The sequence below is a fragment of the Bradyrhizobium sp. U87765 SZCCT0048 genome (genome assembly GCF_018131225.1).
In the GTDB taxonomy this organism is placed as follows: Bacteria; Pseudomonadota; Alphaproteobacteria; order Rhizobiales; family Xanthobacteraceae; genus Bradyrhizobium_A.
Window position 1 is genome coordinate 715,541 of sequence record NZ_JAFCMM010000001.1, and the last position, 20,454, is coordinate 735,994.

A 20,454-nucleotide genomic window follows, 5' to 3' on the forward strand; every position below is an offset into this window, starting at 1 on the left:
CATCGCAACGCGTCGAAACGCCATCATGCAAAGGCAGCCGTCACAGCTGTTCCGAGCGAGAGCCCGCCCAGCCCGTCCTGGCCGATCGCGGGCTGCGCAACGCAGACCCGGCGGCTTCGCCCCTGTGACAACGCCGAGAAAATGAGAGCACGCCGCGTTCAAACGACGTGCAGTGACCTAAACCGCGACCTTGCGATGGCGGATCGGGCCGCCCAGCGTCAGCCGCTCGGCGGCCTCGATGATGGCGTTGGTGTCGATGCCGTATTCGGCATAGAGGTCGTCGATGGTGCCGGTCTGGCCAAAATGATCGACGCCGAGCGCCTCGACGCGGTGGCCATGGACGCCCCCGAGCCAGGCGAGCGTCGCGGGGTGACCGTCGATGACCGTGACGAGGCCACAGTGGCGCGGCAGCGGCGCCAGCAGCCGCTCGATATGGCTGGTGCTGGCGATCGCGCCCTCGCGCTGACGGCGGCGCGACGCCGTCCAGCCGCTGTACAGCCGGTCGGCCGACGTCACGGCCAACAGGCCGATATCGCGGCGGCCGTCGCCGAGCAGTCCGGTGGCCTCGATAGCCTCCGGCGCGACAGTGCCGGTGTAGGCGATCACCAGCTCGGCGTTCGGTCCGGGCCTGCGCATCCAGTAGGCGCCGTCGGCGATGTTCGCCTCGAGTTCGGGGGAAAGCTCGCGCTGGGGCTGGTCGATGGTGCGCGTGGAGAGCCGCAGATACACCGAGCCGCCGCCCTCCTGCCCGGGATGCGCGGCGGCCGCGGCCTCCTTCTGCATATGGACGAACCCCCAGCGCATGATCGCGGCGAGTTCGTCGACGAACGCCGGCTCGAACGACGACAGGCCGTCCTGCGAAAGACCGATCAGCGGCGTGCCGATCGACTGGTGCGCACCACCTTCAGGCGCCAGCGTGATGCCCGACGGCGTCGCCGCGACCATGAAGCGCGCATCCTGGTAGCAGGCATAATTGAGCGCATCGAGGCCGCGGCAGATGAAAGGATCGTACAGCGTACCGACCGGCAGCAGCCGCTCGCCGTTGATGCTGTGCGACAACCCGAGCGCCGACAGCAGGATGAACAGGTTCATCTCGGCGATGCCGAGTTCAATGTGCTGTCCCCTGGGCGAGAAATCCCAGGTGAAGGTCGAGGGGATCTTTTCTTTCCGGAACTGGTCGACCTGTTCGGCGCTGGCGAACAGGCCGCGGCGGTTGACCCAGCCGCCGAGATTGGTCGACACGGTGACGTCCGGCGACGTCGTGACCAGCCGCTCCGCAAGCATGCCGTCACTTTTGCCGAGTTCGGCGAGGATCAGTCCGAAGCCCTGCTGGGTCGACATGCGCGGCGCGGGCTTGAACGGCAGCCGCTCCGGCACGTCGATCACCGGCGCCGAGAGACGACGACGCCCGTCGCGTGCGAACGGCACATCAGCCAGAAACCTCTCCAGCACCTCCGGCGCGAGGTCGAGGCCCTCGAAGCGATCCCACTCGTGGCCCGGACGAATGCCCTGCGCCGTGCGCCAGGCCTCCATCTGAGCCACCGTCATCAGGCCGGCATGATTGTCCTTGTGGCCCTGGAACGGCAGGCCGATTCCCTTGATGGTGTAGGCGATGAAGCAGACAGGACGATCGTGGTCGATCGCCTCGAACGCCTCGATCAGGGTTTCGACATCGTGGCCGCCGAGGTTGGACATCAGCGCCAGCAGCTCGGCGTCCGAACGCTTCTCGATCAGCCGCGTGACGTCGCCCTGGTCGCCGATGTCGTCGAGCAGCCGCTTGCGGAACGCCGCCCCGCCCTGGAACGACAGCGCCGCATAGATCTGGTTCGGACAGCCGTCGATCCAGCGCCGCAGCGCCTCGCCGCCGGGCTCGGCAAAGGCCTCGCGCATCAGCCGGCCGTATTTGATGATCACCACGTCCCAGCCGAAATTGCGGAACATGACCTCGAACTTTTCCCACAGCCCCTCGCGCACCACGGCATCGAGGCTCTGTCGGTTGTAGTCGACCACCCACCAGGTGTTGCGCAGGCCCTGCTTCCAGCCCTCGGCCAGCGCCTCGAAGATGTTGCCCTCGTCCATTTCGGCATCGCCGACGAGCGCGATCATCCGCCCTTCGGGACGGCCCTTCATCCAGCCATGGGCGGTGACGTAGGACTGCACCACCGAGGAGAACAGCGTCTGCGCCACGCCGAGCCCGACCGAGCCGGTGGAGAAGTCGACGTCGTCGGTGTCCTTGGTGCGCGACGGATAGGACTGCGCGCCCTTGAAGCCGCGGAAGTTCTCCAGCTTGTCGCGGGTCTGCTGCCCGAGCAGATACTGGATGGCATGAAACACCGGGCTGGCATGCGGCTTCACCGCGACGCGGTCCTGCGGCTTGAGCACCGCGAAGTACAGCGCCGACAGGATCGCGGCGAGCGAAGCGGACGAGGCCTGGTGGCCGCCGACCTTGAGGCCGTCGAGATTGGGACGGAGATGGTTGGCGTTGTGGATCGTCCAGGACGACAGCCACAGCGCCTTGCGGGTCAGGGCGGACAGGATTTCGATGCGGGACGGCGATTGCGGCATGGCGGTCACTCGGCGGGACGATGACGCAAGGCTAACAGCGGCACCGCCACGTTAGATCCCGAAGACAGTCGCCAGAAGGCCCATTATTGGTATATCATGCCGGAATGGACGACAAATCCGGCATTTCATTCCAATGACTGCCCTCGATGCCATCGACCGCAAGATTCTCGCCGTGCTCCAGGGCGACAGCCGCGTCACCATGCAGGAGCTGGCCGACAAGGTCGGCCTGTCGGTTTCGCCCTGCCATCGCCGCGTCAAGCTGCTGGAGGAGCGCGGCATCATCACCGGCTACATCGCCACCGTGAACCAGAAGGCGCTGGGCCTGCCGGTCAGCGTGTTCATCTCGATCAAGCTGGCGCGGCAGAAGGAAGAAGACCTCGAGCGCTTCGCAAAAGCGATCTCCCGCTGGGACGAGGTGCTGGAGTGTTACCTGATGACCGGCAGCCGCGACTACCTCCTGCGCGTCGTCGCCGCCGATCTTGCGTCCTACGAGACGTTTCTCAAGACCAAGCTGACCCGCCTCGACGGCATCGCCTCGATCGAGTCGAGCTTTGCGCTGAGCCAGGTGAAGTACTCGATCGCGCTGCCGGTGTAGGGCGTTTATTGTTTAACTCGTCATGGCCGGGCTTGTCCCGGCCATCCACGTCTTCCTCGTTGAAGCGCTGCAAAGACGTGGATGCCCGGGACAAGCCCGGGCATGACGGAGAAAAGCTGACGATCTGCGTGCCCCAATAACGGCGTGAAAATGCGGGCTGCATTTTCGGTCAGACTCTCAGGATGACGGATTATGGCTCCGCAATCCACGCGCCCCCTCACCCGCGCTGCATGCCCCAGCGGCGGACGGTGCGGGCTTCGATGGCGCGGAAGATGACGCCTTCGACGAACAGGCCAACCGCCATCACGGTCAGGAGACCTGCGAACACGGAGGCCGTGTCAAGCGTGTTGCGGTTCTCGAAGATGTACCAGCCGAGACCGCCCTGCCCGGACGACACGCCGAACACCAGCTCGGCTGCAATGAGTGTGCGCCAGGCGAACGCCCAGCCGATCTTGAGGCCGGCGAGGATCGCGGGAAACGCTGCGGGGATCAGCACCTTGAGCACGAGGCGCAGTCCGCCGAGGCCGAAGGTACGCCCGGCCATGCGCTGGGTCTCCGACACCGAGAGAAAGCCGCTGTGCATGTTGAGCGCCACGGCCCACAGCACCGAGTGCACGATGACGAACACCAGCGACGGCCGTCCCAGCCCGAACCACAGCAGCGCCAGCGGCAGCAGCGCGATCGCCGGCAGCGGATTGAACATCGCGGTCAGGGTCGACAGCAGATCGGTGCCGATCCGCGTCGTCACGGCAAGGCTGGTGAACAACGCGGCGATAACCAGGCCGATGGCATAGCCCAGCACCAGCGTCTGCAGCGTCACGAACAGACGATCAGGAATGACGCCGGAGACGATGCCGTTCTTCAATGCCTCGAGCGTATCGAGGAAGGTCGGAAAGGTCAGCGGCGAGCCGAGCCAGCGGCCGTAAAGCTCCCACACCGCCGCGAGCAGGACGAGGATCAGTCCCCGGCGCGCCATCGTGTTGTTGGCGAGGCGCTCCAGCGCCGACAACGGCTTCTCGACATCGCCGAGCCCCTCGGGGGCCGAGACCTTGCAATCACGCTCCGGCCGCACCGGCGGCGTCAGCTTCAGGATCAGTTCGCTCATGGCTGCTTCCTCATGCGGAATGATTTGAAGTTCGATCACCGGGATCCGTCACCCTGAGGTGGCCCCGCGGAGCGGGACCCCTCGAAGAGCGACGGCCCGAGCATCAAGACCTCGGCCGTTCATCCTTCGAGGCTCGCGTTGCTCGCACCTCAGGATGACGGGGTGTGCCTTGACCTGAACCCATCCGGTTCTAGTGTCCGACGCTCTTGTCTTCGAACAGCATCGCGGCGATGCGCCGCGTCAGCATCTGGAATTCGGCGCCGTCCTGCTCGGCAACGCCGAGATGATCGCAGTTGAGCTCGGCCCGCACCTGCCCCGGATGGGGCGACAGCACCACGATGCGCGAGCCGACGATGACCGCCTCCTCGATGGAATGGGTGACGAACACCAGCGTGAAGCGCACGTCGTCCCACAGCTGCAGCAGCTCTTCCTGCATCTTGCGGCGGGTCAGCGCGTCAAGCGCGGCATAGGGCTCGTCCATCAGCAGCACGTCCGGACGCATCGCCATGGCGCGGGCGATGGCGACGCGCTGCTTCATGCCGCCCGACAGCATGTGCGGGTAGACGTCGGTGAACTTGGTGAGGTTGACCTTGGCGATGGCATCGCGCGCGCGCGCGTCGGCTTCCTTGCGCGCCACGCCGTTCTCCAGCATCGGAAACGCGACGTTGGCCAGCACCGTCTTCCAGGGAAACAGCTGGTCGAATTCCTGGAACACCATCATGCGGTCCGGCCCGGGCCCCGTGACCGGCTTGCCCTTGAGACGGATCGCCCCCGCGACCGGCTTGTGGAAGCCGGCGATGGATTTGAGCAGGGTCGACTTGCCGCAGCCGGACGGCCCCAGCAGCACGAGGCGATCGCCGGCGTAAATGTCGAAGCCGACACGATAGGTCGCGGTCACCAGGTGATCCGGCGTCTTGTACTGCAGCGTCACGCCGTCGACCGCCAGCACCGGCGCAGCCGCCGGCGCTTGCGCCATGGTCTCGGAGACGTCATCGATCCGTCGCTGGGCCATCTGCATGTTTCCCTCCAAAACGGCGCGCGCCGCGCCGGTCCCGGCCTTGCCGCCGGCCGTGTCGTCGCCGACCGGCCGGCAGCGGCCGATCAGTTGCTCTTGGTCTGGTGGATTGGCGCGGCGAACACATCCTTGAAGCTCGCCGGCACCGTCTTGATCAGCTTGAGCCGCACCATGAAGTCGGCGGTCTGCTTGACGCCGTACACCGCGACGCCGAAGTCGTCAGGATTGGCCTTGAGGATCGCGGCGACCCGCGCCTCATCGAGCAGTTTCGACGGCTCGCTCTTGAGATAGATGCTCGCCGCCATGGCGGGATCGTTGCGGATCAGGTCGCTCGCCTCGGCGATCGCGCCGATCATGACATCAGCCATCTTGGGATTGGCGTCGAGGTAGCGCCTGGTCGCCCCCAGCACCAGGAACGAGGAGCGGCCGCCGAACGCGTCTTCCGTGGACGCGATGGCATGGGCCTTGCCGCTGTCGATCGCGATCTGGGTGAACGGCGGCGAGGCGAAGTACGCCTTCACCTCGGTGCCGCCGGACAGCATGGCGTTGAGCGATTCCGGGTGCGGCAGCGCCACCACCTGCGGCTTCAGCTTGTCCTGCTGGCCGGCGCCGAAGGTCTTCTCCGACAGCATCTGCAGGGCATACATCTGCGGCGACACCAGCGCCGGCATGGCGATCTTGTCGGTCGTCGCCAGCTCGGCGAGCGTCTTGACGTCGGGCTTGTTGGTGACGAGCACCAGCGGGCTGGAGTTGACGCCGGCGATGCCGAAGATCTGCTGCGGCGTGCCCTTCGCCTTGTCCCAGGCGAACAGCATCGCGGCGACGCCGTAGGCGCCCATGTCGACCGAGCCGGACAGCACCGCGTCCTGCATCGCCGCCGAGCCGGAGATGCGCTGATACTCCGTCTTGACGTCGAGGCCCGCGGCCCTGGCGTGCTTCTCGACGAGATTGAGATCGCGCATGATGAACATCGGCAGGAAGCCGATGCCGAACCCGATGCCGATCTTGACTGGCGTTTGGGCCAGGACAGGCGTGGTGACGGTGGCCGCGAGAACGAAGGCCAGCAGTCTTTTCGCGAGCGAGCGCCGCATTCAGTGTCCCTCCAAATTGTTGTTGTCGTTTTGTCGTCTGGTTATTTGCCGGCCGGTGCGAGCGGCATCGCCAGCAGCACGATGACCGGCCGGTTGGTGGTATTCTTCAGCGCCCGCGCTTCGTCCGGCGCAATGCGGCAGGAATCGAAGGGCCTGAGCACCGTGTCGCCCTCCGCCGTCTCGATGGTCAGCTCGCCCTCGACCACGAAGTAGATCTTTTCGATCGGCGACGCGTCGAGCGAGGTGTGCCCGCCCGGCAGGATCTGGGACATGCCGAGCCACAAGGTGTCAGATGGTCCCGCCTCACGCCCCTGCAGCCGCAGGCAGCGCATGTCGTAGTGCTCGGGCGGATGGTAGGCCGGTGCCTCATTGAAGCGGGTGATATGCACAGCAGGATCCTGTTCGTCGGAGCGTTGAGAGATCGAGCGGTTCGGAACTCGTCAGTCCTCAATCCGTCACCCTGAGGTGGTCCCGCGAAGCGGGACCCTCGAAGGGCGACGGCCCATGTCGTAAAGTCGTCGGCCGTTCATCCTTCGAGGCTCGCTTGCGCTCGCACCTCAGGATGACGGATCACAGTGACATCGTCGTTGTGCTCCTCACGGCTTGAGCACGATGCGGTCGCGGGCCGAGCCGATGACGGCGAGATAGGCCGCCCTGGCGTCGGCGAGCGGGTAGATCGCTTCGGGCCGGATCGGATACGGCTTGAGATGGCCGCTGGCGAAGCCGGCGACCGCCTCGCGCAGCACCTCGCCGCTGACGATCGAGGAGAACGCCAGCGTGTCGACGCCGACATAGGTGTGCCGGCCGCGGTAGAACTCGAGAATGTTGAACTGCACGATCTTGTCGACCGCGGCGATCAGGATCTGGCGGCCGGCGAGCGCCAGCGCCTTGTGCGCCGCCTGAAAGTAGGGATCGCCGACGGTGTTGAAGACGATGTCGGCGCCCTTACCGCCGGTCATCTCCCGCACCCGTGCAGCGACATCCTCGCGCGAGGCATCGATCATCTCGACCGGGCCGTTGGCATGGCCCTGATAGGGCTCGCCCCGCCGCGCCACGCCGATCACCCGCGCGCCGCGCCAACTGGCGAGCTGCGCCGCCGCCTGCCCTACCTTGCCGTTGACGCCCATGATCAGCACGGTCTCGCCGGGCTTGGGCTGGCCGGTGCGGCGAAAACCCTCGATGGCGGTGACGAAGGGAACGCCGATGCCGGCGGCCTCCTCCATCGACATGGTCGCCGGCTTCTCGACCACCGCATTCGCCTCCACCACCAGATGACTGGCGTGGGTGCCGTCGCGGCGAATGCCGAGATCGCCCGACGAGCCGAACACCTCGCGCCCGACCAGCGCCGCCGGGCCGTCGATGACGACGCCGGCGAAGTCGCGGCCCGGCGTCCTCGGGAACACGGCATAGGGCATCAGGCCGGTGGCCGCCTTGACGTCCGACGGATTGACCGCCGCGGCGCGGATCTCGACGAGCACATCGTCCGCACCGGGCACGAGATCGTGGCGCTCGATCGCCGGCGCGATCACGGACGCGTCCGCCGCCTTGGCGTTGAGGCGCACGCAGGTCGCGGTGACAGAGTGCGGCGCGGTGGAAGCTTTTGCAGAGAGAGACGTCATCATGATCCTTTCAGGCGCCACGATCCGGGGCGCCATATCTCAAGCGCGATGCGCGTCGGCGAGACGGGTCGGCAGACCGATGATCTCGCGGGCTTCGCGCGGCGTGGCGATCTGGCCGCCAAGGTCCTCGACCATGCGGCGCGCCTTCTCGACCATCGCGGCGTTGGACGGCGCGAGTTCGCCGCGGTCGAGGTACACCGCATCCTCCAAGCCGACGCGGACATGGCCGCCGGCGAGATAGGATTGCGCCACCGCATGGAAAGCGGAGCGGCCGATGCCGATGGCGGTGAACTGCGCATCCTGCGGCAGCAGGTTGCGGGCATAGACCACGGTCTCCGGCGACGGCTGGAAGCCGTAGCGCACGCCCATCACGAACGAGCACAGCACCGGCCCCTCGAGCGAGCCGTCCTTGAGAAGGTCGTGCATCAGGGCGATGTCGCCGGAATCGAACAGCTCGACCTCCGGCTTGACGCCGGCCTCGCGCATTACCTTGGCCATGCGGCGGACATTGCCGGGGGTGTTGATCACCACCTCCTTGCCCGAGTTCATGGTGTTGAGGTCGATGGTGCAGATCTCCGGCTTGAGGACGGCAATGTGCTCGACGCGCTTCTCCGGCACCATCAGGGTGGTGCCGGGAGCCGCGACGCGCGGCTCGTCCGGCGACGGCACGAAGCGGCCGCCCGGGCCGGTGGTGATGTTGAGGATGAGCTGGGTGTTGTTCGCCCGGATGCGCTCGACGACGTCGCGGTAGTAGCCGAGCTCCATCGACGGCTTGCCGGTCGACGGATCGCGGACATGGATGTGGACGACCGCAGCCCCCGCTTCCGCCGCGCCGAGGCAGGCGTCGGCGATCTGCTCCGGCGTGATCGGCAGGTGCGGCGTCTGCTCGGGCGTGGTCAGGTTGCCGGTGACGGCACAGGTGATGAAAACCTTGTCGCGGGGGGCGCGCATCGTCTCTCCTCCGTCACAGGGCCCGGCCGCCATCGACCAGGATGGTCGTGCCGGTCGAGAACGTCAGATGGGTGGCGCAGGACACGATCGCCGCGGCGACGTCGTCAGCGGTGGCGATGCGCTTCAGCGGAATGGTCGCCGACGCCTTGGCGTTGAAGTCGGCGCCGCGCCCCGGCACGAATTCGGTGTCGACGACGCCCGGCGAGACGCCGAGCACCCGCACCTGCGGCGCCAGCGCCCGCGCCAGCGACTTGGTCATGACATCGATGCCGGCCTTGGTGGCGCAGTAGGCGATCGAGGAGCCGTTGCCGGTGATGCCGGCGATCGACGACACCGACACGATCAGGCCGTCGCCGGACGCCTTCAGCAGCGGCGCAAACGTCCTGATCACGGCGAACTGGCCGCGCCAGTTGACCTGGAACATGCGGTCGATGAGGTCGTCGTCGAGCGCATCGAGGTCGGCATGGGGCACCGCCTTGGTGAAGCCCGCGGAATTGACGAGCACGTCGAGCCGGCCGTAGCGCGCCGTGATGGCCTCGCGCAGCGCCAGCAGCGATGCGGTATCGACCACGTCCGCCGGCAACGCGGCATGCCCCTCGCCCGCGAGCGAGGTGACCAGCACCGCCGCCTCCGCCGCCTTGTCGGCGCCGGGGCGATGGGTGACGACGACGCGGGCGCCGAGCCCGGCGAACTGGCGCGCGGTGGCCGCCCCGATGCCGCCGGCACCGCCGACGACCAGCACCACCTTGTCCTTGACCGAAACGGGAAACGACATCGAGAGCCTCACTTGATCGGGGGAACGGGAAGCTTGGACTCGCCTGCTTCCATGACGAAGGTGTAGTCGAGCGTGTACCAGGGCGCGGTCATGCCCGCGGCCGGCGGCGTGCCGCCGTCATGGCGGCGATAGTCGCCGACGAGGTGGCGCGTGACGCCGAACACCGCATCGGTCGCCAGATACTTGTCGTCGTCGACGAACACCTGGGTGATCAGCGTCTTGAAGCCAGCCTTGTGGGCGAGGAAATGGATATGCGCCGGCCGGTACGGATGACGGCGCTGCGCCCGCAGCATGTCGCCGACCGGACCGTCGGTCGGCACGGGATAGCCGGCGGGCTTGACCGAGCGGAACGAGAAGCGCCCCTGCGCATCGGTGGTGAACTTGCCGCGCAGGTTCATGTCGGCCTGGGCATCGTCCTGGTTTTCGTAGAGCCCGACCGGCGAGGAGTGCCAGACATCGACGTCAGCCCCGGCGATCGGCATGCCACTGGCGTCCTTGAGCACGCACGACACGAACAGCTCCGGCCCCGGCGTCGCCGAGCGCACGATCGAAGCGCCGTTCTCCGTCCGCGGCGAATGCATGCGCCAGAACGGCCCGAGCAGTGCCGCCGCCGTCTCGGTCGCGCCATTGTCGCCGTTGTTCTGCAGACACACCAGCGTCGAGAAGCCGATGGCGTCGGCGAACAGGATGCCTTCGTTGTGATGATCGTTGGTCGCCTGGCCGATGCGGTTGAGGAAATCAATGCCGATGTCGTACTCGGCCTCGGTCAGCTTCACCTCGCGGGCGAAGGCGTGCATGTGGCGCACGAAGGCTTCCGCGATCTGGCGCAGCCGCGCATCCGGGGCGCGCGACATCGCCGCGATCACGGTGGGCGTGACATCGTCGACGCCCTCGATGATCCGCCCTTCCGGCACGTCCGTCGGTTTCGGCTGGGGTGACGTCATGGCAACCTCCCTTGGCGTTCGGTTCTAGCGTCCGTTGGCGACCAATCTGCAATCGTTTGCATTCGATGAACCGATTTATGCAATCGATTGCAAAATGTCAAGCGACCGTCTGTTAGAGAGTGGAAGCAATTTCATGCGAAGATCAAGAAAATTGCACGCCAAACGAGAATGACGTTCACCGCTTTCCTCGGCCGCTGCTTGCGCCGACGCGATCAGGCCGCATCGGCGAGCCGCTTCAGGCGGCGGTCCGGGCGTCAGAGCAAAGTCAGCCTTTCCCTCAGCCGACCGGCAGTGAAGTCGAGAAAGACCCGCATCTTGAATGGGAGCGCACCACGGCCCGCGTGCATCAGATGAATCGGGAGCCGCTCAACCTCAAAATCTTCCAGAACGACGCGCAGCGCCCCGTCGCGCACGGCGTCGGCGCACTGGTAGTGAAGGACCCGAACCAGGCCAACGTCTTGCGCGGCAGCCCACACCGCGGCCTCTGCGGTCGAGACAGAGAGACGCGGCCGAATTGGCACGTCGACGCTTCCTTGCGCGTCCTTTCGGCGGAACGACCACGTCGAGGCTGGTGACAGGAAATCGAAATTGACGGTCGGCAGACCGGCCAGATCCTTGGGGTCATTGGGATTGCCGTGCGCGGCGAGCAGTTTCGGACTGGCACACACAACCGTCCGCATCGAACCGACGCGTGTGGCCACCATGTTGCTGTCCGGCAGGTCGCCAATGCGTACCGCCATGTCGACGTGATCGTCGAGCAGGTGAAGGTTACGATCAGCCAGCACGAGCCGGACGTTGATGTCCGGATAGGCAGTCAGAAACGCGGTAACGACCGGGAGAACGTACAGGCGGCCGAACATGACTGGCGCCGTCACGACCAACTCGCCGCGCGGCGCATGGAATTCCCCGGCAGCAAAGCGCTCCGTCTCGTCCAGCTCGTCGAGGATACGCCTGGCCGAGTTCACGTAGGCGGAGCCTGCATCGGTCAATGCAAGCCTGCGGGTCGTGCGGGTCAGCAGCTTGGCGCCGAGATGGGCCTCCAGCTCAGCCACCTTCCGGCTGACGGTTGCCAATGGCACGCCCAGGTTCCGGCTCGCGGCTGAAAAGCTGCCCGTGTCGACCACCCGCAGCAAGATGGTCATAGCCTCGAAGCGGTCCACGATTGTTCCATATTTTGAGAATACGATTTCAAAATCTACTGGATTATCTCTCTCGACGGAACCGACTAGTTCTGGCGGCGCACGAACCGCTCCGGTTTCGCGCCCGCAGAGGAGAAAGCCATGTCCCGCCTGACCATCCCCGCCCGAGATGATGTCCCGGAAGCCTCCAAACCGATCCTGGACGCTGTGCACAAACAGCTTGGCGTCGTCCCCAACATGTTTCGTCTGATCGCCGCCAGCCCGGCCGCGCTGCAGGGGTTCACCGGAAACAATGGCGCGCTGGCCAGGGCACTCGACGTCAAGACGCGCGAGCGGATCGCGCTCGCCGTCGCTCAGGTCAACCGTTGCGACTACTGTCTGTCGGCACACAGCTATCTCGGCCTGAACCTGGCGAAGATCACGCCGGACGAAATCACCCTGAATCGCCGGGGCCAATCCGGTGACGCCAAGGCGGATGCTGCGGTGCGCTTCGCCGCCAAGGTCGTTCGCGACCGCGGCCATGTCAGCGACGGCGATATCAAGGCGGTGCGCGACGCCGGTTTCTCGGATGGTCAGATCGTCGAGATCATCGCCGTCACCGCCGAGAATATCTTCACCAACCTGCTCAATGTGGTTGCACAGACCGACATCGACTTCCCGGTCGTCCATGCGGCCGAGGCGGCCTGACACAGAGCGCGGGTTGGCAGGTCCAGCCCGCTCCTTCTCTGCCGGAGAAGGCCGACCGACGCCCCATGATTTCCTCGAAGGAACGGACAACGCGCCCGGCCGTCGTCTGCCGAGACCGCCTCCATTTCCCGGCGCGGCAATCGTCGCCGCGCGGGATCGGCTGCTTATGCGCAGCACATGAAGAGCGGCACTTATGTCACGCCTAGAAAATGCAGCGGCGCCCCCTCTCGCATTCCTATGCCTGTCCGCTCACCTTCGCAGCATGCCGTCGGACTCACCGCGAGATCGACGCGAGCCTCCGGCGCATCACACGATGCGCGCACGAACCTTCGGACCAGCAGGAGATCACCATGGCCGCCTATCAAGCCTACATCGTCGGGATGCACAGCCGCTCCATCGGCATGGTGCGGATGGACTGCGACGATGACGACAAGGCGATCGAGTCCGCCAGCCGCCTCGTCGACAGCCACGACGTCGAGTTGTGGCAGATGGATCGCCCGGTCGTGCGGTTCGAAGCGGCCTCGAAGCAGATGTTCAGGAAGTAGGCGCCGCCTGCGCAGGCTCCCACGGCGGCCGTGGCGAGAACCGCTTGACCAGTTCGTCGACCACGACACGCACCTTCGGCGCGAGATGGCGGGTGCGCGGCCATACCGCGTGGATCGGAAAGCCGAGCGTCGGGATGTCCGCCATCACCGCGACCAGCCGGCCCGCGCGCAGATCCTCGGCGCACAGCCAGGTCGCGAGCAACGCGAGGCCCTGCCCGGCGCACGCCGCGGCGCGGATCGCGTCGCTGTGATTGAACGTGTAGCGGCCGCGCACGGCGGCAGACACCACCTTGCCGTCGGCCGTCGTGAACAGCCAGGGATTGGCCCGGCCATCACGGCCGAACGCGATGCAGGCATGACCATCGAGGTCGGCGATCGATGCCGGCCCACCGTGTGCGGCAAGGTAGGCCGGGCTCGCGCACACCACCGAGGCCTGCACACCGAGCCGGCGGGCCACCAGCACAGCGCTGTCGCGGAGGTCGCCGATGCGAATGACGAGGTCGATGCCCTCCTCGATCGGATCGACCAGGCGATCGGAGAATGACACGTCCATGCGCAGATCGGGATAGACCGCGCCGATGTCGAGCAGCGCCGGCAGCACCCAGCGCCGGCCGAAGACATGGGGCAGATCGATGCGCAGCCGCCCCGACGGCGCGGCGCGCCGTGACGACACCGCGGCCTCCGCGCCCTCGAGTTCGGCGAGCGCCCGCGTGCAGCTGTCGTAGAACGCCTGGCCTTCATCGGTGAGACCGAAGTGCCGCGTGGTGCGTGCGATCAACCGCACGCCAAGCCGCTCCTCGAGGCGCGCGACGCTCTTGGCGACGCCCGAGCGCGTCAACCCCATGCGTTCGCCGGCCAGCGTGAAGCTGCCGGCGTCGACGGCCTGGACGAAGGCGGTAATGCCCTTGAGTTGGTCCGGAGAAATCATGGAACCCTTATTGGCGACTTTTAGTCAACACTGATCCGAACTATCGCATATTTATCGTGACAGAATTCGTCAATATCGCTGTCGGCCAGACGTTCGTCCACGCCTGCCGGAGTCCTGATGTCGACGATCGACCGCGCCGCCCATTCGTCCGCCCCGCCTGCCCGCGACGGCGCCCGCAGCGTCGCCGCACTGCCGCTCGCCATCGGCGCCGGCCTCGGCGTCGCCAATGTCTATTACAGCCAGCCCGTGCTGCATCTGGTGCAGCAGGCCTTCGATGTCCGCCCGGAGATCGCGGGCTGGCTGCCGACAGGCACGCAGCTCGGCTATGTCGCGGGCCTGCTGCTGCTGGCGCCGCTTGGCGACATCATCGATCGCCGCCGCCTGATCGCGGCCAAGGCGCTGCTGCTGGCGCTGGCCCTTGTCGCGTCCGCGCTCGCGCCCGGCCTGCCGGCCCTGATCGCAGCCGGCATCGTCGTCGGCCTGTTGGGCAGCGTCGGCCAGGACTTCGTGCCGCTCGCGGTGCAGCTCGCGCCCGAGGCGCGGCGCGGCCGCGTCGTCGGCACGGTGATGGCCGGCTTCCTCATCGGCATCCTGTGCTCGCGCACCCTCGGCGGCCTCGTCGCGCAATGGCTGGGCTGGCGCGCGGTGTTCGCGCTCGCCGCAGCACTGATGGCGCTGACCTCGCTGGCGGCATGGCGCGGACTGCCGCGCGTGCCGCCCGCCGTCACCGGTCGCTACACGGAGCTGCTGCGCGGCCTCGGACAACTGATGCGGCAGCATCACACGCTGCGCGTCGCGATGACGACGCAGGCGTTGCTGGCAAGCTCCCTCGGCGCGTTCTGGTCGACGCTGGCCCTGGCGCTTGCCGCGCCGCCGTTCGACCTCGGTGCCGGTCCCGCCGGCCTGTTCGGCCTCGCGGGCGCCGCGGGTGCGCTGGCCGCGCCGCTGTTCGGCCAGTTCGCCGATCGCAGCGGACCGCGTCTCGCCATCCGCACCGGGTGCGCGCTGGTGATCGCAGCGTTCGCGCTGATGCTCGCGGCCCCGACGTCGCTGATCGCGATCGGCTGCGGCGCGGCGCTGTTCGACCTCGGGGTGATGGCGAGCATGATCTCGCATCAGACCCTGATCCACGGCCTCGACGCCGCCGCGCGCAGCCGCCTCAACGGCCTCATCGTCACCGCCGCCATGGTCGGCGTCGCCTGCGGCACGGCGCTTGGCACCTGGAGCTTCGCACAGTTCGGATGGCGCGGCGTGTGCACCGTCGGCGTGCTCGCCGGCGCCAGCGCCCTCGCCCGCAGTCTCGCCGACCGCTCCCGCACATGAGGCCGAATATGTCGTCACACCCGCATCAGATCGCCGTGCTGTCGTTCCTGTCCCGCGCGGATGCCACGCCATTTCCCGCACGGCGCCGCTCGGCCGGCCATCTGCTCGACCACGACGGCGCGATTCTCGTCGACCCGGCCGCCGATCCCGCGCGCCATGCCTTCGGCAGCGATCCCAATCTCAATTTCGAGACCTGGGGTGACTACTGGCGCAAGGTGCATGGCGTGCGCTTTCTCCACGCCGAAGGCGACGACGCCATTCTCGACAGGCTGCTGCGCTACGACCAGATCCACCGCGTCGCGGCCGCCCCGTCAGGGCTCACGCCGCCGCCCTACCATCCGCCGCTTGACGCCGATGGCCGGCTGCACACGAGCGTGATCGGCCAGTTGCCGCCCTATCGGCGCCCGGCCTGGGATGGCGCGGCGTATCTGGTGTTCGCCGAACGCGATGATGTCGCCGCCGTGCTCGGCAGCGCGCGCGTGCGCCGCGCCATCATGCCCGAGGATCGCGTCATGTTCCGCGAGATCGCGCCGCTGCTTGCGCGCCAGCATGTCGTGCTGCCAGGCCCCGATGGCCGCGATGCAGTCACGATGATCCGGACCCACACACGCCGCGCCGGCGTCGACCGCCATGCCGTCCAGGATCACTGGCGCGGCGCCCACGCCGACCTCGTGCTGGCCCAACCCGATACCCGCCGCCTGCTGCGCAGCTACGTCCAGCTGCACAACATCGGCCCGCAGGCCGAAGGCGAGCCGTTCTTCCATGCGGCGACCGCGCCCTTCGATGTCGTCAGCCTGCTGGGTTTCGCAACCATGAGCGACGCGGAAGAGTTCTGCATCTCGGACGGCGCGCGCACGATCAGCGATGCGGAAGCGCAGGTCATGATCCCTGCCGGTCATGACGACTTCACCGGCGTGACGTTCCACCTGCGTGATCGCATCGCGCCGGCATCTGCCGCGCGACAACCGACCGTACCTGTGACGGACTGACACACTGCGAAACGGCTCACGATGCGGGTTGGACAAGCGTCCAACCCATGCCGCATTGCACTGCTGCCATCAACATGACCTGCGACAATCGTTGCAACGGTTGCAGCCTACCTGCTTGCACATCCAGGCATGAGGCAAATGCAACGATGCCGCCTTGTCACGTCGCGTCACTCGGGCCACACTTCGCCCTGCGCGGCGTCGAGTCCATCATGACGCGACGCTCGCTCCATTAGACGGCACGTTATTTCGATCCATCGATATTCAGCGACCGCGGCCATCGGTCCGTTCGCCATTTGATTGGGAGCACCGCGCACCATCCGGCGGTGTCGATGCATGCAGGAGCAGGACTCAGTCCGGCTGTTCGCGGAAGATTTTGCCGTGTGCGGCCCGAACGATGCGACGCAGCTTCATGCCGAAGCGCAACTCACGGGCGTCGGCGCGCTGCATGGCGGCGCGATCGCCGCCTTCGCTTTGCTCGCCGCACGGCGCGGCTGCTGCGACGACGCCAGCGCGATCCCCTCCGCCGCGAGCTTTCATATCAATTTCCTGCGCGCCGGCCGCGGCGCGCTGTTCAACGCCCACACGACGTCGGCGCGGCAGGTGAAGGAGCTTGGCTTCTTCGATCTCAGCATCCGCGACGCCGACGACCAGGTCATCGCCAGTGCCCATACCGCGCTGTCGGCCCGGCGCACCGACCTGCGCAGCGCCGATCCCTGGACGACGCCGCCCGGCGACGGCGCCGAGTACGCCGCCGCCGGCTGCGCGCTGCCGTTCCTCAGGGATCGCGGCCTCAGCGTTCCCGGCGTCGCCGTCGGGCGTTTGGAAATGGCGTTCGAGCCGGTCGCGCGCAACCTCGACAGCGATGGCGCGATGCACGAGGCGGCGATGCTCGCCCTGATCGACGCGGCCGGCTCGACCATCCCCTATACCGTGCGCCGGCCGAAATCCCACGGCGCTACGCTGTCGCTGTCGGCGCACTTCACCGGCCATCGCCCGGCATCGAGCGTCTTTGCCCGCGCCCGCATCCGCGATCACTCGGCGCAGTATTTCTGGAGCGAGATCGATCTCGTCGATGCCCGCGAGACACATTGCGGTTCGGCGACGCTGCTGTACCGGTTTGCGGATGGCGCCTAGGCCAAATGCACCATTGCTGCGACCAGGCCGCAATCATGGGATGACTGAAAGCCCCGGTCGCGCACACGTCATCGTGACAGCGCTCCTCCCGCGCGCCCTGCGACAGGCGGAATAAAAAATCACCGCGAGCCGTCTTTCCCTTCAGCGCCGCGCCTTTCCGGCGCGCCGGAATGGAGAGAAAGATGTCCCAGAGCCTTCGCAAAATCGCACTGCCGCTGGTTGTCGCCATCATGTCGGGCGTAGCCCCGCTTGGTTCTGCGGCACGCGCCGGGGAAAATCCATGGTGCATGGCGGATGACATCGATCTGCGCTGCGACTACGCGACACGCCAGCAGTGCATGGCAACCAGTTCCGGACTTGGTGCGAGCTGCCAGCAGAACCCGCGTTTCGTCGCTGAAGCTCAGGCGCACGCGGCCTATGGCAGATCCAGGTAGCCAGCACCATCGCCAGCTCTGAGGCCATGCGCTATGCACCGCGGGCCTGAGCGTGAGGTGGTCAGGCAAGACACCAACCACACCCAATGGGTCGTTGCCGGGCTTGACCCGGCAATCCAGCTTCCTCACCGTAGAGAGTCCGTTAAGCTCGATCCATAGCAACTCGGCTACGCCGAGTTGCGTTTCTTCAATGACCCAAGTCGGAAACATCCGACTTGGCATCCGACTTGACGCGGAGCCTGTCATCGGGCCGCGCTTCGCGCGGACCCGTTGGCGTCGGCCCGGGGCCAATGCTGACTTGCCCCCCCCTCACGCCCGCTCCGGCTGCTGCCGCCGCAGCATCCCCCCGATGCGCGACACCGCCTTTTCGATCGGCGACCAGAACAGCAGGACGATCGCCAGCGTGGTGATGCTGCCGACGAGGCCATTCGACCAGAATACGCCGACGCTTCCGCCCGAGCCGATCATCGACAGGCGGAAGGCGTCCTCGGCGCGGCTGCCGAGCACCAGCGCGAGCGTCAGCGGCGCCAGCGGGATGCCGATCTTCTTGAAGACATAGCCGACGACGCCGAAGCCCAGCATCAGCCAGATATCGAACATCGCGTTCTGGATGGCGTAGGCGCCGATGGCGCAGGACACCACGATCATCGGCGCGACCGCGGCGAACGGCACCCGCAGGATGGCGGCGAAGACCGGCACGGTGCTCAGCACCAGCACGAGGCCGACGACATTGCCGAGATACATCGAGGCGATCAGGCCCCAGACGAAATCCTTCTGCTCGACGAACAAGAGCGGCCCGGGATTGAGGCCCCACACCATCAGGCCGCCGAGCAGGATCGCGGCGGTGCCGGAGCCGGGAATGCCGAGCGCCAGCATCGGCAGCAGCGCCGCGGTGCCCGAGGCATGCGCGGCGGTCTCCGGCGCGAACACGCCCTCGATGCGGCCCTTGCCGAAGCTGTCCTTGTCCCTGGAGAAACGCTTGGCGAGATTGTAACCCATGAACGACGCAGCGATCGCTCCGCCTGGGGTGATGCCGAGCCAGCAGCCGATGGCGGACGAGCGCAGCAGCGTCGCCCAGTATTTCGGCAGGTCGCGCCACACCCGGAACACGACGCGCAGGCTGATGGCGGCGGCATGGCCGCGCAGCGCCAGGCGCTCCTCCATGGTCAGCAGGATCTCGCTGATGCCGAACAGGCCGATCACCGCGACCAGGAAGTTGATGCCGCGCAGCAGATCGCCGGAGCCGAAGGTCATGCGTAGCGTACCCGACACGGTGTCCATGCCGATGCCGGAGATCAGCAGGCCAAGCGCCATGGAGATGACCGTCTTGTGCTTGTCCTCGCGTCCCAGGCCGACGAACGAACAGAACGTCAGCAGGTAGACCGCGAAGAATTCCGGCGGACCGAACCGCAGCGCGAACGAGGCGATGCTGGGGGCGAGAAACGTGATCAGCATCACCGCCACCAGCGAGCCGATGAACGACGAGGTGAACGCCGCCGTCAGCGCCTCCGCCGCACGGCCCTGCTGCGCCATCGGGTAGCCGTCGAAGGTGGTCGCGACCGACCACGCCTCGCCCGGGATATTGAACAGTATCGACGTGATGGCGCCGCCGAACAGCGCGCCCCAGTAGATGCTCGACAGCATCACGATGGCCGAGGTCGGATCCATCGAGAATGTCAGCGGCAACAGGATCGCGACCCCGTTGGGGCCGCCAAGCCCCGGCAGCACGCCGACGAAGATGCCGAGCACGAGGCCGAGCAGCATCAAGGCGAGGATCTTCCAGGTCAGGAGAACGGCAAAGCCGTGAACCAGCAGCGACAGAGCTTCCATGATGCGCTCCCAGAGCGAAATTCAAATTGAAGGCTTAAAACCCGTCATCCTGAGGTGCGAGCAAAGCGAGCCTCGAAGGATGAACGGCCCACGCAGTGCCCGTCGCCCTTCGAGGGCCCCGCTACGCGTGGCCACCTCAGGGTGACGGTATTGAATCAGCTGCTCGTCTTGATCACGCTAATACCCCAGCAGCGCTTCGAGCGGACCCTTCGGCATGATCACGTCGAATGCGATCTGGAAGGTGACGAACATGATCAGCGAGAACGCAAGGCCGGTGACGATCGATACCCACCACGCAATCCTGCCGATGAGGCGCATGAAGCCGGCGATCAGCAGGAAGCTCGCGACATAGAGCCCGAGCCACTGGGTCAGCAGGCAGAACGCGAATGTCGGCACGAACACCTGCAGCACCCGGCGGAGCTGGTCGCGGGTGACGAAGGTGACGCCGGCGGCGGCGCGGTCGCGCAGCGCCGCGGCGACACCGAAGGCGCCGGCGCCAAACAGGATCAACGACAGGTAGAACGGAAAGTAACCGGCCTGCGGCCCGTCGGCGGCCCAGGCAATGCCGGTCCGCCAGTTGTCGAACGCCATCACCAGCGCGAGCGCCATGATGCACGCCATGGCGACGAGTTCGATGGTGCGCTTGCTGGCAATCGCGGGCGAGTCCTCCGATGGAGCATCGGGATCCTCGACGACGATTTCGATATCGGACTGCGACATGGCGGCTGTCCTCCTCTCGCGTGATCAGGAAAGCCACCCGGCCCGCGGGCGGCGGTCGATCTCCT

Annotated in this window: 20 protein-coding genes; 7 read left to right on the plus strand and 13 right to left on the minus strand. The window is 66.7% G+C overall.

Going from position 1 to position 20,454, the window contains the following annotated elements:
- Positions 1-177: 177 nt before the first annotated feature.
- Positions 178-2,565: a thiamine pyrophosphate-binding protein gene (locus JQ639_RS03080; protein ID WP_211969463.1), complete on the minus strand. Its 2,388-nt coding sequence runs from the start codon at positions 2,563-2,565 to the stop codon at positions 178-180.
- Between the two features lie 133 nt (positions 2,566-2,698).
- Here JQ639_RS03080 and JQ639_RS03085 point away from each other — a divergent pair, with 133 nt between their 5' ends.
- Positions 2,699-3,160, plus strand: a complete 462-nt coding sequence (locus tag JQ639_RS03085) for an Lrp/AsnC family transcriptional regulator (RefSeq protein ID WP_211969462.1) — start codon at positions 2,699-2,701, stop codon at positions 3,158-3,160.
- Between the two features lie 217 nt (positions 3,161-3,377).
- On the opposite strand, the gene JQ639_RS03090 is transcribed toward JQ639_RS03085, so the two are convergent.
- The 9 genes from JQ639_RS03090 to JQ639_RS03130 all read right to left on the minus strand — a co-directional run bounded on the left by JQ639_RS03090 (position 3,378) and on the right by JQ639_RS03130 (position 11,820).
- Complete coding sequence (locus JQ639_RS03090) at positions 3,378-4,265, minus strand: ABC transporter permease (protein WP_211969461.1); 888 nt, start codon at positions 4,263-4,265, stop codon at positions 3,378-3,380.
- Positions 4,266-4,455: 190 nt separating this feature from the next.
- Positions 4,456-5,277, minus strand: coding sequence for an ABC transporter ATP-binding protein (locus JQ639_RS03095; RefSeq protein ID WP_249123565.1), 822 nt, complete (start codon positions 5,275-5,277; stop codon positions 4,456-4,458).
- Positions 5,278-5,366: 89 nt separating this feature from the next.
- Positions 5,367-6,371: an ABC transporter substrate-binding protein gene (locus JQ639_RS03100; RefSeq protein WP_211969459.1), complete on the minus strand. Its 1,005-nt coding sequence runs from the start codon at positions 6,369-6,371 to the stop codon at positions 5,367-5,369.
- Between the two features lie 41 nt (positions 6,372-6,412).
- A complete protein-coding gene (locus tag JQ639_RS03105) occupies positions 6,413-6,760 on the minus strand; it encodes a cupin domain-containing protein (protein WP_211969458.1) in 348 nt (115 codons plus the stop codon).
- 207 nt (positions 6,761-6,967) lie between these two features.
- The gene (locus JQ639_RS03110; RefSeq protein WP_211969457.1) at positions 6,968-7,990 is read right to left on the minus strand and encodes a quinone oxidoreductase family protein; all 1,023 of its coding nucleotides are present in this window, start codon (positions 7,988-7,990) and stop codon (positions 6,968-6,970) included.
- A gap of 39 nt (positions 7,991-8,029) precedes the next feature.
- Positions 8,030-8,941: a beta-keto acid cleavage family enzyme gene (locus tag JQ639_RS03115; protein ID WP_211969456.1), complete on the minus strand. Its 912-nt coding sequence runs from the start codon at positions 8,939-8,941 to the stop codon at positions 8,030-8,032.
- Positions 8,942-8,954: 13 nt separating this feature from the next.
- A complete protein-coding gene (locus JQ639_RS03120) occupies positions 8,955-9,716 on the minus strand; it encodes an SDR family NAD(P)-dependent oxidoreductase (protein WP_211969455.1) in 762 nt (253 codons plus the stop codon).
- 8 nt (positions 9,717-9,724) lie between these two features.
- On the minus strand, positions 9,725-10,570 hold the full coding sequence (locus tag JQ639_RS03125) for a dioxygenase family protein (protein ID WP_249123563.1): 846 nt from the start codon (positions 10,568-10,570) through the stop codon (positions 9,725-9,727).
- A gap of 344 nt (positions 10,571-10,914) precedes the next feature.
- Positions 10,915-11,820, minus strand: a complete 906-nt coding sequence (locus JQ639_RS03130; RefSeq protein WP_211969453.1) for a LysR family transcriptional regulator — start codon at positions 11,818-11,820, stop codon at positions 10,915-10,917.
- A gap of 120 nt (positions 11,821-11,940) precedes the next feature.
- Here JQ639_RS03130 and JQ639_RS03135 point away from each other — a divergent pair, with 120 nt between their 5' ends.
- Both JQ639_RS03135 and JQ639_RS03140 read left to right on the plus strand, forming a co-directional pair.
- Positions 11,941-12,486 carry a carboxymuconolactone decarboxylase family protein gene (locus JQ639_RS03135; RefSeq protein ID WP_211969452.1) on the plus strand — a complete coding sequence of 182 codons (546 nt, stop codon included), beginning with the start codon at positions 11,941-11,943 and terminating at the stop codon, positions 12,484-12,486.
- A 350-nt stretch (positions 12,487-12,836) separates the two neighbouring features.
- Positions 12,837-13,031, plus strand: coding sequence for a hypothetical protein (locus tag JQ639_RS03140; RefSeq protein WP_211969451.1), 195 nt, complete (start codon positions 12,837-12,839; stop codon positions 13,029-13,031).
- Here JQ639_RS03140 and JQ639_RS03145 read toward each other — a convergent pair.
- Positions 13,021-13,959 carry a LysR family transcriptional regulator gene (locus JQ639_RS03145; protein ID WP_249123526.1) on the minus strand — a complete coding sequence of 313 codons (939 nt, stop codon included), beginning with the start codon at positions 13,957-13,959 and terminating at the stop codon, positions 13,021-13,023. The genes JQ639_RS03140 and JQ639_RS03145 overlap by 11 nt on opposite strands.
- Before the next feature lie 117 nt (positions 13,960-14,076).
- On the opposite strand from JQ639_RS03145, the gene JQ639_RS03150 reads away from it, so the two are divergent.
- The 4 genes from JQ639_RS03150 to JQ639_RS03165 all read left to right on the plus strand — a co-directional run bounded on the left by JQ639_RS03150 (position 14,077) and on the right by JQ639_RS03165 (position 17,839).
- Entirely contained in the window at positions 14,077-15,282 is a 1,206-nt protein-coding gene (locus JQ639_RS03150) for an MFS transporter (RefSeq protein ID WP_211969450.1), read from the plus strand.
- An 8-nt stretch (positions 15,283-15,290) separates the two neighbouring features.
- The gene (locus JQ639_RS03155) at positions 15,291-16,271 is read left to right on the plus strand and encodes an EthD domain-containing protein (RefSeq protein WP_211969449.1); all 981 of its coding nucleotides are present in this window, start codon (positions 15,291-15,293) and stop codon (positions 16,269-16,271) included.
- A 333-nt stretch (positions 16,272-16,604) separates the two neighbouring features.
- Positions 16,605-17,405 (plus strand): PaaI family thioesterase, encoded by an 801-nt coding sequence (locus JQ639_RS03160; RefSeq protein WP_211969448.1) that lies wholly within the window; start codon positions 16,605-16,607, stop codon positions 17,403-17,405.
- A 182-nt stretch (positions 17,406-17,587) separates the two neighbouring features.
- Entirely contained in the window at positions 17,588-17,839 is a 252-nt protein-coding gene (locus JQ639_RS03165) for a DUF3551 domain-containing protein (protein WP_249123525.1), read from the plus strand.
- A 309-nt stretch (positions 17,840-18,148) separates the two neighbouring features.
- On the opposite strand, the gene JQ639_RS03170 is transcribed toward JQ639_RS03165, so the two are convergent.
- Both JQ639_RS03170 and JQ639_RS03175 read right to left on the minus strand, forming a co-directional pair.
- The gene (locus JQ639_RS03170) at positions 18,149-19,669 is read right to left on the minus strand and encodes a tripartite tricarboxylate transporter permease (protein WP_211969447.1); all 1,521 of its coding nucleotides are present in this window, start codon (positions 19,667-19,669) and stop codon (positions 18,149-18,151) included.
- A 177-nt stretch (positions 19,670-19,846) separates the two neighbouring features.
- Complete coding sequence (locus JQ639_RS03175; RefSeq protein WP_211969446.1) at positions 19,847-20,389, minus strand: tripartite tricarboxylate transporter TctB family protein; 543 nt, start codon at positions 20,387-20,389, stop codon at positions 19,847-19,849.
- Positions 20,390-20,454 lie beyond the last annotated feature (65 nt).